This is a genomic window from Bacteroides faecium, from assembly GCF_012113595.1.
GTDB lineage: Bacteria > Bacteroidota > Bacteroidia > Bacteroidales > Bacteroidaceae > Bacteroides > Bacteroides faecium.
In genome coordinates this window covers 660,099-675,114 of the sequence record NZ_CP050831.1, presented here as the reverse complement: position 1 = coordinate 675,114, position 15,016 = coordinate 660,099, and the positions used below count along the sequence as shown (strand labels likewise).

Genomic DNA, 15,016 nt, shown 5'->3' with positions numbered 1-15,016 from the left:
ATATAAATATGATATTTTATAAATGTCTCCTTTTCTCACGCTTTCAGATATACTACCGTCTTGCCGCCGCCATATCTCCTGATAATTCCCTCTTCCTGATACTCTTTGAGCAATTCAATTGCTTTGTTCCGGCTGATTCCCGTTAATCTCATGAAATCGGAACGGGTGATGCAACCTTGTTCGTTTATATGTTGTATCAGTTGGGTACGGCATTCATCTTCGTTCAGGTTGTTATTAGACCGGTAGGGGGATTCCATACGTTCCAGTTGTAAAGGCTCCAGACTTTCGCGGAACTTTTTGTTAATACGTAAGTTCACTTTATTCAAATGGATAGAAGGAGAACGAATTTCCTTTTTCTCCATTACCGGACGTTCGCATTTCAGTGATAAGGAGAAATGTCCTAGTTCGCCTACTTCTACTGTCCAACCTTGGGAGAGCCAATGTTGTAACTCATTAGTGATAGCTTGCAGGCAACCTTCTATGGTTGCTTGGCTGAACCCATTCGCTTTTGATACCATTTCGATGAACTTTTTGGAATCAATGGTTCCTGACGGAATGACCCGTGCATAAAGCGGTTGTTGCTCTTCGTGTTTTTGCGGATTTCCGCTTGTGTATAAATCGTAATAGACGCTCATTGCTATATTTATTATTTTTTGTTCTACAAATAATTCTTTTTTCTTCATAGACTAATTCGTTCGCCTATAGCCATACAAAAATACGCCTATAGGTAATCTTGCGTTTGCCTATAGGCGGACGAAAGATTGCCTATAACCGGACGGATTAGTTTATGCACTCAAAGTTATTACTTTTTTCAGATAAAGAAATTGATTTGTGCATTAAACAAGAAAATTATATTTTCCTTCTATGTTTTGATGTAAGAAAGGCTATACCCTTCAAAGTGCGTTAATACTAAAGAAGGATACTGGTAGTTATTCAATCTTCCAGTCGCCTATGGTTCTTGTAGCACTGTCAAAATTGACACCGACTTTAATTGTTTTCAAGTTTCCAGTCTGATAAGGAATGGCATACCCCTTACTGTTAATCTGTGCCAACGCCTCTTCCGGTGTACCATCCACTTTGAATTCAAAGACGTAAACGGCATCTTGCATTTTCACGACTGCATCCGCTCTTCCGATGGCTGTGTCTACTTCCACATCTATATATTGTCCCATCAGGCGGAAAAACAGGTAGAAGATAGTCTGATAATGTTTTTCTTCTTTATTGTTTAGTTTGTTAGGGATGGAAGCGAAGAAAGATTTCATCCTTTCCAGACATTCATTCAATTTCCCGACACGTAAGTCTTTGATGAACGATATTACATAAAATGTATTCTCGCGTGCAGGCAAATGTACATAAGCTGGCATGAGCGACTCGATAAAACCTTTTCTCACCTCTTTGTTGGGATACCCCAATGTGTAGGCTTGAAAATTCGGGTCGTAGCCTTTTATTGTGAGGTAACCGCTTTGGTAGAGCACCGGAAGCGGGTCGGTAATTCTATTGCTGGGAGCGTCAAACTGTTCCGCTGTGGCAGTAGTGGCATCCAAATCCCGGATGTCAAAGCCGCTTTCTTGCAGAAGGTCTATTAAGAAAGTAGGCGTGCCGGTAGAAAACCAGAAATTCGCATATTTCTTTTGCGCAAATGCATTGATTAAACTAAAGGGATTGTAGATATCTTCACTGTTTTCACTGAAGTGATAACCGTCATATTGTAGTTTTAAATGTGCGCAAGCTTCTTCATACGTTTCGTTGTTGGCTTGAGCCATCTGTTCGATATCAAATTGCAATTGGGAACGCAACTCTTCTTCTGTGATGCCGCAAATCGCACTAAATTCATCCCACATGCTGATATTTTGCAGATTATTCAGTTCGCTGAAAATACTCATTTGGCTGAATTTGCTGATGCCTGTCAGAAACAACAGACGGAGATATTGCCCGGCTCCCTTGAGAGGACTGAAAAAATCCCGCATTATATTCCGGATTTCCGCTTGAACTTCTTCATTATTGTTGCTGTCCAGCATCGGCGAATCGTATTCGTCTATCAATATAACTACTTGCTTTCCCGTCTGCTCATAAGCGCGGCGGATAACCCCTTCAAAGCGTAAACTGAAAGTCGTATCTCCTTCTTCCCGACTGTATAATTTCTCCCAAAGGAGTAATTGGCGGTTAATTACAGCAGTCAGCATATCGGAAGTAGTATATTTACTTATACTGAAATCTATATGCAGCACCGGATACACTGTCCATTCTTTCTCCAGAGTTTCCATTGCCAGTCCGTTGAACAATTCTTTCTTTCCTTGGAAATAAGCTTCGAGTGTGGATACTAGCAAACTTTTCCCAAAACGTCGGGGACGGCTCAGAAAATAAGTTGTATTGGTATTCGCCAATTTATAAACCAAGGACGTCTTATCTACATATACGTAATTTCCATTGCGCAACTGCTCGAAATTCTGTATTCCTATCGGGTATCTTCTGAAGTTCATTTCCATGATATACGGCTGTTTTGTAAATGAAATATAGACAAAGATAAGCATTAAATGAGAATCTGAATATATCTGTCTATATTTTCTTTTACATAGAATGGATTTATTCAGGAGTTTCCCTTTTTATGAATGATTTTGGGATTCCTGGTCATCAGCAATCCGAGCAGGGCAAACACGACGCCCGTTGTGATGATAAGTTTCTGACCGTTATCTGCCATGCCGCCCAGTATCGCAATACCGGCTCCGGAAGCGAAGATACCATAACCGATCACCCGTTTGCTGAAATTATTGCCCGCTTTTTCTGACGATTCATTTTCTTCAATTTCTTTTAGTTTCCGGGCATTGTTCTCTTTATTCCATACTAAGTAAGATTGATACTTTTCCGATTCCTTGTTCTTCGCTTTATAATATATCTCGAAAATAGCCAGGCATAGGATTGGGAAAGTAACTCCAAGAATCATCTCCTCGGCACGATTGAGAGAGAAGCCCATTAGCGGAGTGATGAATTTGAATAAACCATTGACAGCTAAACTTAATAAAGTGGTGGTGATGTTCGAGGTCGAAGTCTGTCTTTTGGAGAATAGCGTCCAAATGATAGGCAGATATAAAGGAACACCTGTCAGTGCCGCCAAGCTGATAACCACATTTACAACTCCCCCCATTTTAGGAATAAGCATGGCTATCAATATGCTGAGCACTCCGAAAAGAATCGTCGAGATTCTTGCAACGTACATCAGCGTACGGTCGGAACTTTTCGGTCTTAGGTTTTTGAATATATCATTAGTGATGACTCCCGAAGCAATATTCAGTTTTGAATTCAGCGCGCTGGTGGTTGCGAAAATCATACCGCCGATCATCAATCCCAAAAGCCCGTTCGGAAGTACTTCTTTGCACATCATCAAATATGCGCCTTCTGCGTCAAGCAATGAGAGTGAAGGATCATATACCCTGTAAACCATTGGCGGGAGCATCCATAACACCGGACTGATGATGTATAAAGCGCCGAACAGATAACCTACCTTCCTGGAGTCATTTTGTGTTTTGACACAGGTATATCGCTGTACGTATGCCCAGTTTCCACCCAGGAATATAGTGTTATAGATACCAAAGGCTATCAGGAAGCCAAAAGTATATTCATCATTCAGAAGATTATAGAATGTGTCGGGCACTTGTTCTATCAAAGCGGTGACTCCATTGATTTTGTCGAAAGATAAAGGAACTACGATAATAACCGCCGCCGTCAGGATAACGAACTGAAGTACGTCTGTGGAAATCACAGCCCATAATCCGCCTGCGGACACATACAAAATGCATAGCCCGCCTAATAATAAAATACAAGTATTTAAAGGCAAACCGGTAGAAACCTCTAATATTTTGGCGACCGGATAGAGGAAAGAAGCAGTGAGAAACACGGAGATAGATAAGAACAGGTAGGTATATATCTTCTGCGTAGACTTGCCCAGTCTTTTGTGTATGTATTCTGCTGCTGTGAGCGCCCCCGTTTTATGCCATTTGGGAGCAATGAGCACCCCCACTATGAAACCGGCGACCGCCATTGTCCATTGGATAGTAATTGAAACCCAGCCCATGGAATAAGCTATGGAACCCCATACGACGAATGTGCCGGCAGAGAAAAATCCCATAAACAGGGACAGTCCGCTCATATACCACGGCATGGTTCCGTTGGCGGCAAAGAAAGATTGCATACTTTTACCTTTTCTGGAGAAAGCCAATCCGACCAAAACAACTCCGAGTGAAAATAGTACGATAGTAATGATGTCAAGAGTAGTCATATCAAATGATTTAGTTAACAAAACAGGCTTGGAAAACATCTAAGCTGACGGCAAATATATTTTTGATTCTACAGATAAATAAGCAATTCGGAATATAAATCATCGGGAACGTTACCGCAAACGTTCCCGAAATTAAACTCTTGGCGTTTTAACATCTCAATCACCGGAATTTGATTATATTCGGGCAATTTTTAAGAAAGGGGATTAGCTTATGAGTAAATCAAGAGTGACTATCAAGGATTTAGCCAAGGAGTTGAAGATTTCGACTTCCACTGTTTCCAGAGCCTTGTGTGATAAATGGGACGTCAATCCGGAAACACGCAAAGCGGTTCTGGAGCTTGCGGAAAAGTGGAATTATAAGCCGAATCCGATTTCTTTGAGCCTGAAACAAAGCCAGTCCATGTTTATTGGAGTGATTGTCCCTGAGTTTGTCAACTCCTTCTTTTCGGAGGTAATTATGGGCATTCAGAGTGTGCTCAATCCTGAAGGATACCATGTGCTGATTATGCAGTCTAACGAGTCGCACGAGAATGAATTGCGGAATATGCAGGCGTTGGAAGCGCAGATGGTAGACGGCTTTTTGATTTCGGTTACCCAGGAATCAGAAAACACCAGTTACTTCTCTGATTTGATTCGGAATAATTTCCCCGTGGTTTTCTTCAATCGGATTTGTGCGGAGCTGTCTGCTCCCCATGTGGTTATTGATGATTATAAATGGGCTTTTTCTGCGGTCGAACATTTGATACGGCAAGGATGCAGGCGGATCGTCCATTTGGCGGGTTCTGAAGATTTGCTCATTGCACAGAAACGTAAGAGCGGATATATGGATGCCTTGCGAAAGTATGGCTTGCCGGTCGACGAGTCCTTGATTATCGACTGCGGAATAATGATGGAAAAAGGGATAATGGCTGCCCACCGGATTCTTGAAATGGAAAAATTGCCGGATGGAATCTTTGCAGTGAATGACCCCGTAGCAATAGGAGCGATGAAAACGCTTCAGAAAAACAGAATCCGTATCCCGGAAGATATAGCGGTAGCCGGCTTCTCCGAATCAAAAGAAGCACTTATCGTGGAACCTAACCTGACTAGCGTGGAGCAGCCGACTTTTGAAATGGGGAGGAATGCCGCGCAATTGTTATTGGAACAAATCAAGCATAATAGCAATAATGAAGATAAACTGCCGTCGAAGTCAATCATTCTGGATGCAAAACTAAATATCAGAGAATCTTCTCTTAAAAAGACGAGTTGAAACCCTGACTTTTTCAGATCGTATTATTTGCGGGACATAGCCTTTTCTATATAAAAGAGGTGTGTCCCGTTTTTCTTTTTCCTGCTTCCGAAAAAAAATAAAAGTGCATTACCCCTTGTTAATGAGCCTTCTGTGATATTCTGCAAGAATAATTATACTTTTTTCTTTGAATTTATTTGGAGTTTAATAAATAATCGCTATGTTTGCAAAGTCTAGCAGACCAGAGTAGACCAGTTGCTAGCATTGAAAACTTAGATATACCATTTAAATTGTTAACGAGAAATTAAGTATTGCACCATGAAGAACGCAGTTATTTCAAAAGCGAAGTGGTACATTAGATGCTGTAGTCTTGTGTATTTATCTATTTCCTTTTCTTCTGTAGTACATTCGGCAGAAGATGTTTCAAAAATGAACAGTGTAGCGATTGCCCAACAGGCAAAAACGCGAACGGTAATTGGCTCGGTGATTGATTTTGAAACAGGAGAACCTATTATCGGGGCTTCTGTAGCGGTCGCCGGGAAAAGCGTGGGTACTATCAGCGACCTGGATGGGAATTTTTCTATCCGGGTGGATGGCGATAACATAAATCTGGAGGTTTCTTTTATCGGATACGAGAAGCAGACGGTGACGGTAGCGGATGGAAAGAAACTGACCGTTCGCTTACGTGCCGTTTCGGAATTGTTGGAGGAAGTGGTGATTACTGCATATGGTTCCGGCCCTCGTAAGGATTTGACGGGAGCTATTGCAAAGGCTAATGTGCAAGATATGCGTAAAGCGCCGGTTTTTAATTTTGAAGAAAGTCTTGCGGGGCGTGTAGCAGGTGTACAGGTAACTTCGTCCGACGGACAGCCGGGCAGTGACTTGCAGATTGTCATTCGTGGTAATAACTCGGTGACGCAGGATAACTCTCCATTGTATGTAGTGGATGGCTTTCCGCTGGAAATGGCAGTGGGAAATATGCTGAATCCCGAAGAAATCGAGTCTATTGAAATCTTGAAAGATGCGTCGGCAACGGCTATCTATGGTGCGAGAGGTGCGAATGGGGTGATTTTGGTAACTACAAAGAAAGGGAAGGTCAGTTCGCCTACCGTGACATACAGTGGTTGGGTAGGTGTACAGCAAATTATCAAGAAGCAGGAAATGCTTGATCCTTATGAGTTTGTACGCTATCAGTTGGAAGCGGACTACAACGTTTACAGTAAGCGTTATTTGGCTGGTGAAAGGACATTGGAAGATTATCGCAATATTGAAGGTATCAACTGGCAGGACAAGGTGTACAGGGATGCTTTGGTACATAGCCACAATATAGCTGTCAGGGGTGGTACTGAAAAGACGAGATACTCTGTTTCGGGTTCGTTGGTAGACCAGCAAGGTATTATGCTGAACAGCGGTTACAAAAAATATCAAGGTCGTTTCGTACTTGACCAGACAATCAATAAGAAAATAAAAATGGGCATTAATGCCAACTATACATATTCGAAGAAATATGGTACCATTGTTTCTGAATCGCAGACCAGTCCTACGGCAAGTTTGATGTATGCATTGTGGGGATACCGTCCGGTGGCAGGTGTCAACGATAGTGATTTATTGAACGATTTGTATGATGAATCAACCGATCCGACTACCGACCTTCGTATCAATCCCCTGATGGCAGCCGAGAATGAGTATAATCCGTTATTCACCTACAATTTCATCGGAAACGCTTATTTTGAATATAAGATTTTGAAGAATCTGACTCTTAAGATTACTGGTGGATATAATAAGATACATCAACGGAAAGAAGTATTTTTCAACTCTAACTCGCGGGGTGGACATCGCTATAGCAATAATAAGGTGAACGGTTGGATTACCAACACGGAACGGACTAGCTTACTGAATGAAAATACCTTGACATATGATGTCCCTTTAAAAAAAGGCCATCGTCTAAAAGTGCTGGGTGGTTTTACTGTGCAGGATAATGGTACGTTTATTGATGAAATCAGAGCGATTAATGTCCCTAACGAGGCATTGGGAATTGCCGGACTGGATGAAGGCGAACTGACTTCCGCCACTATCAGCAAGACAGCCAACGGCTTGGTTTCTTATTTGGGAAGAGCAGACTATAATTATAAGTCTAAATATCTGTTGACTGTTTCATTCCGTGCCGACGGTTCGTCGAAGTTCCCGAAGAATAACCGTTGGGCTTATTTCCCGTCTGCTTCTGCCGCATGGGGATTCGGTGAAGAGAAATTCGTAAAAAATATCAAATGGATTAGCAGCGGTAAGCTGAGAGCCGGTATCGGTACGACGGGCAACAACCGCGTGACGGACTATGCTGCATTGACAGCCCTGCAGATAACGGCAGACTCCGGATACAGCACAGGTAATACACCGGGTAAAGGAGTAGTGCCAAAAACGTTGGGAAATCCCAAACTGAAATGGGAGACTACCGTACAGACTAACATTGGATTGGACATGTCGTTCCTGGATAACCGGATTTCGTTAACGGCAGATTATTACTATAAGAAAACGAAAGACTTGCTGTTGAATGCTACATTGGCACCGAGCATGGGATATTTGTCGGCTTACAGAAATGTAGGATCGGTTTCCAATTCGGGACTTGAGTTCACCATCGACACTAAAAACATACAAACGAAAGAGTTCTCCTGGACTTCCAGCTTTAACATCTCGTTCAACCGCAACAAAGTTTTGTCTTTGAACGATGATGAACCGAGCCTGGCAAGCCGTGTGAACTGGGGTAATTTCAACAATGCTTATCCTTATATTGCCATTCCCGGGCATCCGATTGCTATGTTCTACGGACATATTTTTGACGGGGTTTACCAGTACACGGATTTCGATAAGGTAGGAGAGTCATATATACTGAAAGACGGTGTCCCCAATAATGGGAATGCACGTGAGAAGATTCAGCCGGGAGATATCAAATTCAAGGATATCAATCGCGACGGAGTGGTGAATGACTATGACCTGACTATTATCGGTAACCCGAATCCGAAGCACATCGGTGGATTCGGCAATAACTTCCAGTACAAGAACTTCGACCTGAACGTATTCTTCCAATGGAGCTATGGCGGCGATGTGTTGAATGCCAACCGTATTGAGTTTGAAGGTGGCGATCCGAATGCCCGTACCTCACTCAATATGTTTGCTTCGTTTGCAAATCGTTGGACTCCCGAAAACCAGACGAACGAACTTTACCGGATAGGTGGGCAAGGACCGGCTGTTTATTCATCGCGTACCATTGAAGACGGTTCTTTCCTGCGTCTGAAAACAGTATCATTGGGATACAGACTGCCGAACGCATGGCTGAAAAAGATAAATATCAAGTCATTGAAAGTATATGCTTCTGCGCAGAACTTGATTACATGGACCAAATATTCAGGACCGGATCCGGAGGTTTCCACTCGCCCCACGGCGTTGACGCCCTCTTTCGACTGGTCCCCTTATCCAAGACCGAGAACTTTAACATTAGGAGTTGACATTTCTTTTTAAACCCTTAAAATCAAACCGTTAGATATGAAGCATACTATATTGTTATGGATGACCGTATGTCTGTTGGCAACTTCCTGCTCGAACATACTGGATAAAGAACCTGATTTCGTTTCTCCTGATTATTATTATAATACGGAAAGCGAACTGTTGCAGGCATTGAACGGAGTGTATAATCGTCTGATTGACACAAACGGAAGAATGTACAGTAAGGGACTTTTCAGCCTCTTTGTGCTGAGCGACGAGTCTTTTTATACTAATAATTTTAACAACACTAATATCCGTGCAGGGGTAATGGATGCCGCTGACCTGGATGTCGGACGCTTCTGGGAAGTGCTGTATGAAGGAGTGAACAGGGCCAATCTTCTGCTGTATAGCGTCGAAGGTAAAGAATTGGATACAGATGTGATGAAAGCGGCGAAGGGAGAGGCTCTTTTCTTGAGAGGATATTTCTATTATCTGCTGACCTCTTTCTTTGGTGAAGTGCCGTTGAAGCTTACTCCTACAATGTCTGCTAATGATAGTTATCTGGCGAAATCGCCATTGGCAGATATTTATAAGCAGATTGTAAAGGATATGCAGGAGGCTGAAAAACTGGTATTGGATATTGATGCGCTTGGTTATAACGAACGGATTAGTAAAACGGGTGTTCAGGCTGTCTTGGCAAGAGTGTTCTTGAAAATGGCCGGTGAACCGTTGAAAGACGAGACACGCTATGCGGATGCTTTGGAGTATGCCAACAAGGTGATTGCCTCAACAAAACATGAACTGAATTCGGATTATGCGCAAATCTTTATTAATCATTCGCAAGATATTAATGAAAGCAAGGAGTGTATTTGGGAAATAGGTATGTATGGTAATAAAATTGGTACGGTAGATTTGGCCGGCTCTGTAGGAGTGGAGAATGGTATTTTATGCCGTGATGAATCTATTGGTTATTCAGGTGGTCCGATGAAGGCTTCTAAAAGACTTTATGATTCGTATGGAGAGGGTGATTTACGTAAGGATTGGAATGTTGCTCCTTATTACTATAATATAGTGGAAGAAACAAAGGTTAATGAGGAAACTCAGGAAACAGAAGTGGTTCAGGTTACTAAGAAAATAATGTTTTCGGCTACTCAGATATATAATCGTAACCCCGGCAAATGGAGAAGGGAATACGAGACAGGGCAAAAAGCACGTCTCTTTAATTCCACAAATTTTCCTGTTATCCGTTACAGTGATGTCCTGCTGATGAAAGCTGAGGCTGAGAATGAGGTCAACGGTCCTACCGACGAAGCGTATGACGCAATCAACCAGGTGAGAAGAAGGGCCTATGGAAAACCGATTCATACCGTTGATGCGACAGTGGATCTTCCGGCAGATTTGGCTAAGACGGATTTTTTGGAAGAAGTAAAAAAAGAACGGTTTAGGGAACTTTGTTTTGAAGGGCAACGTAAACTCGACTTGCTTCGTTGGGGAGAATATGTGGCTACAATGAAGGCTTTTGGAACGGAAATTTCAACGACTGCTCCGTCGGAATTTAAATACGCAAGCAGAGTAGGGCAGAATATGACAGACCGTAATGTTCTTTTCCCAATTCCGAATACAGAGATTACCGTCAACAAGCTAATGACTCAGAATGAGGGTTGGTAATTGATTTTTTATCTTTTTAAAACAATCGAACATGAAAAATATAATAAAATATTGCGGTTTGTTACTTGTGGGGTTGGTTTCCTGTATGGAAGATGAGGTTCCAAGTGTAGAACTGAATGTGGCGCTGGATAAGCAGGTTTATCAGGTAGGCGAACCTGTAACTTTCAAGTTGGGCGGAAATCCGGATAATATAGTGTTTTATTCGGGTGAGGTTGGGCATAATTATGCTTATAAAGAAAGATATCATGCAGATGGTGACCTGTTGGTCAAATTCAATTCCTGGGTACGTTATGGAGATATTTACCATAACCTGAAATTCCTGGTTTCTTCCGATTTTAGTGGAATCTATGACAAGGAGAATGTGGAAGCAGCTACATGGATTGACTTGTCTGATAAGTTCCGCTTTTCGGTAGGAGATGACCAGACTCCTTCCGGAGAGGTGAATTTGAAAGAGTATGTCGGTGCGGCAGAGGATGCTAAGTTGTTTGTTGCATTCCGTTATGAAGATGAACAGAAAGCACGGCAGAACAACTGGATTATCCGTTCCATCACACTTGATTGCGTTTCTACCGAAGGGGTACGAAGCAATTTGGCTACGATGCCTACTATGGGCTGGAAGGTGGTGGATTTTGAAAATCCGGCAGTGACATGGAATGTTTCTTCTACCAGCCAGATATTGATTGATGGGGGAACTAATCAGCCGAAAAATGTAGATTGGGTTATTTCACAGGCTTTTGATGTCCGGAAAACCACTCCTGACACGGGTGTTGCGTTGAAGAATATTAGTACGACGATGGATGAGTACAAGTACATATATACTAAACCGGGAATTTATGAGGTTGTATTTGAAACGACATCCGATTGGTATAATGGCAGTGACCATGCATTGACGAAACTGACCGTGGAAGTGCAAGGCGAGGTAGAGGAAGAGATTCCCGCTTCATTGAGCGTTTTGCCGGATAAGGTGGAATGTAAGGCGGGAGAGCCTATAACGTTTAGTTTGACTGGCAATAATGCCAATAGTGTAGTTTTCTATTCTGGAGAAAGCGGACATAACTTTGACTTCAGGGAAAGATTTTATGCGGATAATGACATGGTGGTGAATTTCTCGACATTTGTACGTAATGGGGTAGATCAACTCTTGAAATTTAAAGTATCAACGGATTTTGATGGTGTTTATGAGAAAGAGCATGTAGAAGCTGCTACGTGGATTGATTTATCTGAGAAGTTCATTTTTTCAACAGGTAGTGATAATACTCTTTCCGGAGAAATCAGTTTGAAAGAAATAGCAGGTAATGATCCGAATGCTAAATTGTATATGGCTTTTCATCATAAAGATGAAAGAGAAACAGCTAACAGGGCTGATTGGATTGTCAGAAAGTTTGAATTAGCCTTGATTTCTCCAGAAAATTTTAGAGGAACTAATCAAATGGGCTTCTCAAAAGATGCCTGGTTCGGAGTGGATTGCTTGAATCCGAAAAAGAATTGGGACATTACTTCTGCGAGAGCATATTTGGCAGGTGGCGGGACAACTGCAACCGCTAATGATGACTGGGCTATCTCCAAACCTGTTTATATCAGAAAAGGTACTCCTGATAAGGGAGTCTCTCTAAATAGTGTTACTTCCAGAGATTACGTACATACTTACAATACTCCCGGCACTTATAAAGCTGTATTCGACTGGTATGACGGAAGTAATTATTCGCAAGTGAAATTAAACATTGAAGTGAAAGAATAACCGATAAAAATGAAAGGGATGCCAAAGAATTTCATTAACTATTTTTCTATAGGCGTAGCACTAAGCTTATCTGTCGCTTTATCAGCCCAGGAACAGTCCGTTGTACGATTGGCTAATGACCAACTTGAACTCGGATGGAAAAAGGATGCTGGCGGATATACGTTAGAAACGCTGAAAGTGAAGGGAACGAGCGGTTGGGATATTATGGAGACAGCTAAATATCAGCATAATGTTTTATATGCTTCTTCTAAACCGGAAACGACACCACAGAAATTATATGATAATATGGGAAAAGAAATTCTTTTCCCGGCTCCGCAATATCGTTATATTATTCCTTCATGGCAGCAGAATACAAATGCCGTTGCCATGAATAAGGCAGGAGAAAACATGGTTTTTCATCCTTCGGCAGTGGAGCGTATTTCCGATACGGAGCTTTGCTTCCGGTACGAAAATGAAACGATGCGGATTACAGAAAAATGGTGTCTGGACCCGTTCCATCGGAATGATATTAAAGTTGATTTCATTTTGCATCCCAAGAAGACTGGTTATTATTCTTTGGCAACTCCTTCGCTGGTTTCAATAGATAAATATGATTTTCAGTGGGCTACCGTCCCCGGAATATTTCAGGGGAATGCTATAAATATGGACTTTGTACAAGCGTATGGCTATGGTCAGGGAATCCCTCACGTACCGGTAGTGGCAAGAGAACGTACGGCTTCTACATTATCCGCACTGATAACGGATGGAAAAGGTGTGACCGTTGCCGTCACTGCCGAGCCGGGTACTGGCAGAGATCCTTGGCCGAAGGATAAAAAGACGCATGCGGAATGGCAACTCGGATTGTCGGTTATGAACCGTGAGGGAGAGTTCTCGCCCACACTTTACCATCCTGTGTTGGGAGAGAAGAATTCATTGGCGAATGTAGGGGACAGCCTCTCTTTCTCTTTCCGTTATACCATTCAGAAAGCGGATTGGTATGCTGTATTGAAACATGCGATTAATGATATTTATCGCTTCACGGATTTTCTAAAGTTGAAACAGACAAAGTATTCATTGACGCAAAGACTTTACGATATGCACGCATACCTTACTAATGACAGTACTTCCAAATGGCACAACCAGGTATATAAGGGAGTGACGATTGGAGCACAGGACTATCTGGGTGGTGTGTATGATTCGGAAAAAGATGCCATGAAAAACTCCGATTACGGGGCAATGTGGATGTTGGCAAAGTTGACGGATGATCCTCGCTTGACACAAAAAAGACTGCCGAATGCGTTGAACTTTAAATTGATGCAGCAACATGCGGAGAAAGATTTCCTCTATGGCTCCTCTGCGGGACAGTATTATTTGTATAAAAGCAAACGGTTCACCGAAGAGTGGGGACCCTATACGGAACCCATTGCAACCACTTATTATATGTTGATGGATATGGGCAATATCCTGCTTTTCGAACCGCAGCAAAAGGAATTAAAACAGCATGTCAGACTGGCTGCCGACCGCTTGTTGGAATGGATGAAACCTAACGGACAATGGGAAGTAGCCTATGAGAATAAAACCTTGGAGCCTACTTTTACCGATATTGCGGATTTACGGCCGACGTTTTATGGATTATTGATTGCTTACGAGATACTGAAAGATAAGAAATATCTGCAGGCAGCTATACAAGGAGCGGACTGGTATGTGGAGAACGCTGTAAGGAAAGGACATTTCCTGGGTGTTTGCGGTGATACCCGTTTTGTCCCGGATTTTGCCACAGCCCAAAGTGTACAAGCTTTGTTGGAACTGTATAACGTGACGAAAAACGAGAAGTATAAAGAAGCGGCTATATCGGCAGCTAAGATTTATACGGCATCGGTTTATACGCATCCTATACCAACGTCAGTGGTAAAGCGGGTGAAAGGGGTAGAACGGAAAGACTGGGAAATCAGTCAGGTGGGATTGAGTTTCGAGCATGGTGGAGTAGCCGGTTCTGCCAATCATCGCGGACCGATACTCTTGGCTAGCCATGCCGGAATGTTCGTACGGATGTATGGGTTAACAAAAGACTCATTATTCCTGAATATGGCGCGCGCGGCGGTTATAGGAAGGGATGCGTTTGTGGATTTGAAAACGGGAGTCGCTTCCTATTATTGGGATTCGATGAATAATGGAGCAGGACCTTATCCGCATCATGCTTGGTGGCAGGTGGGATGGATTACCGACTATTTGTTGTCTGAAATATCCCTGCGTTCCAATGGCAGGATAACTTATCCGGGTGGATTTATTACTCCTAAAGTAGGACCTCACCAGACTTACGGCTTTGCGCCCGGCACTGTATTCGGTACGAAAGCCGATTTGATAATGCGTCCGGGATTATTCAAATTGGATAATCCTTACGTGGAATATATGACTGCTGTAAACGAGAAGGAGAAGACCGTTTTCCTTATCTTGCTGAACAATGATGATGAAAAACAGTCCTCTTTGATTGGAATGGATGCGGAGTGTTTGTTCCCCAGAAAAAAGATTCGGGTGAAAAACGTATCTTGCTTGGATAATCAAGGTCATTCCACACTTGTAGACGGAGTGGACAATTGGAACGTAACGATTGATGCATATGGCTTGACAGTTTTAAAGATTAAATATAAATAGG

General features: G+C 42.5%; 8 protein-coding genes. 5 read left to right on the top strand and 3 right to left on the bottom strand.

Going from position 1 to position 15,016, the window contains the following annotated elements; translation table 11 throughout:
- Positions 1-35: 35 nt before the first annotated feature.
- The 3 genes from BacF7301_RS02760 to BacF7301_RS02750 all read right to left on the bottom strand — a co-directional run bounded on the left by BacF7301_RS02760 (position 36) and on the right by BacF7301_RS02750 (position 4,273).
- The gene (locus tag BacF7301_RS02760; RefSeq protein WP_167959980.1) at positions 36-635 is read right to left on the bottom strand and encodes an HU family DNA-binding protein; all 600 of its coding nucleotides are present in this window, start codon (positions 633-635) and stop codon (positions 36-38) included.
- Positions 636-929: 294 nt separating this feature from the next.
- Positions 930-2,486 (bottom strand): ATP-binding protein, encoded by a 1,557-nt coding sequence (locus BacF7301_RS02755; protein ID WP_167959978.1) that lies wholly within the window; start codon positions 2,484-2,486, stop codon positions 930-932.
- A gap of 101 nt (positions 2,487-2,587) precedes the next feature.
- Positions 2,588-4,273, bottom strand: a complete 1,686-nt coding sequence (locus BacF7301_RS02750; RefSeq protein WP_167959976.1) for a sodium:solute symporter family protein — start codon at positions 4,271-4,273, stop codon at positions 2,588-2,590.
- Between the two features lie 211 nt (positions 4,274-4,484).
- On the opposite strand from BacF7301_RS02750, the gene BacF7301_RS02745 reads away from it, so the two are divergent.
- The 5 genes from BacF7301_RS02745 (at position 4,485) to BacF7301_RS02725 (ending at position 15,015) form a co-directional block, all read left to right on the top strand.
- Positions 4,485-5,522: a LacI family DNA-binding transcriptional regulator gene (locus BacF7301_RS02745; RefSeq protein WP_167959974.1), complete on the top strand. Its 1,038-nt coding sequence runs from the start codon at positions 4,485-4,487 to the stop codon at positions 5,520-5,522.
- 408 nt (positions 5,523-5,930) lie between these two features.
- The gene (locus BacF7301_RS02740) at positions 5,931-9,014 is read left to right on the top strand and encodes a SusC/RagA family TonB-linked outer membrane protein (RefSeq protein ID WP_167959972.1); all 3,084 of its coding nucleotides are present in this window, start codon (positions 5,931-5,933) and stop codon (positions 9,012-9,014) included.
- Between the two features lie 24 nt (positions 9,015-9,038).
- Positions 9,039-10,646, top strand: coding sequence for a RagB/SusD family nutrient uptake outer membrane protein (locus BacF7301_RS02735; protein ID WP_167959970.1), 1,608 nt, complete (start codon positions 9,039-9,041; stop codon positions 10,644-10,646).
- Positions 10,647-10,677: 31 nt separating this feature from the next.
- Positions 10,678-12,384 carry a DUF5017 domain-containing protein gene (locus BacF7301_RS02730; RefSeq protein ID WP_167959968.1) on the top strand — a complete coding sequence of 569 codons (1,707 nt, stop codon included), beginning with the start codon at positions 10,678-10,680 and terminating at the stop codon, positions 12,382-12,384.
- Between the two features lie 18 nt (positions 12,385-12,402).
- A complete protein-coding gene (locus BacF7301_RS02725; protein WP_167959966.1) occupies positions 12,403-15,015 on the top strand; it encodes a glycoside hydrolase family protein in 2,613 nt (870 codons plus the stop codon).
- Position 15,016: the final 1 nt, after the last annotated feature.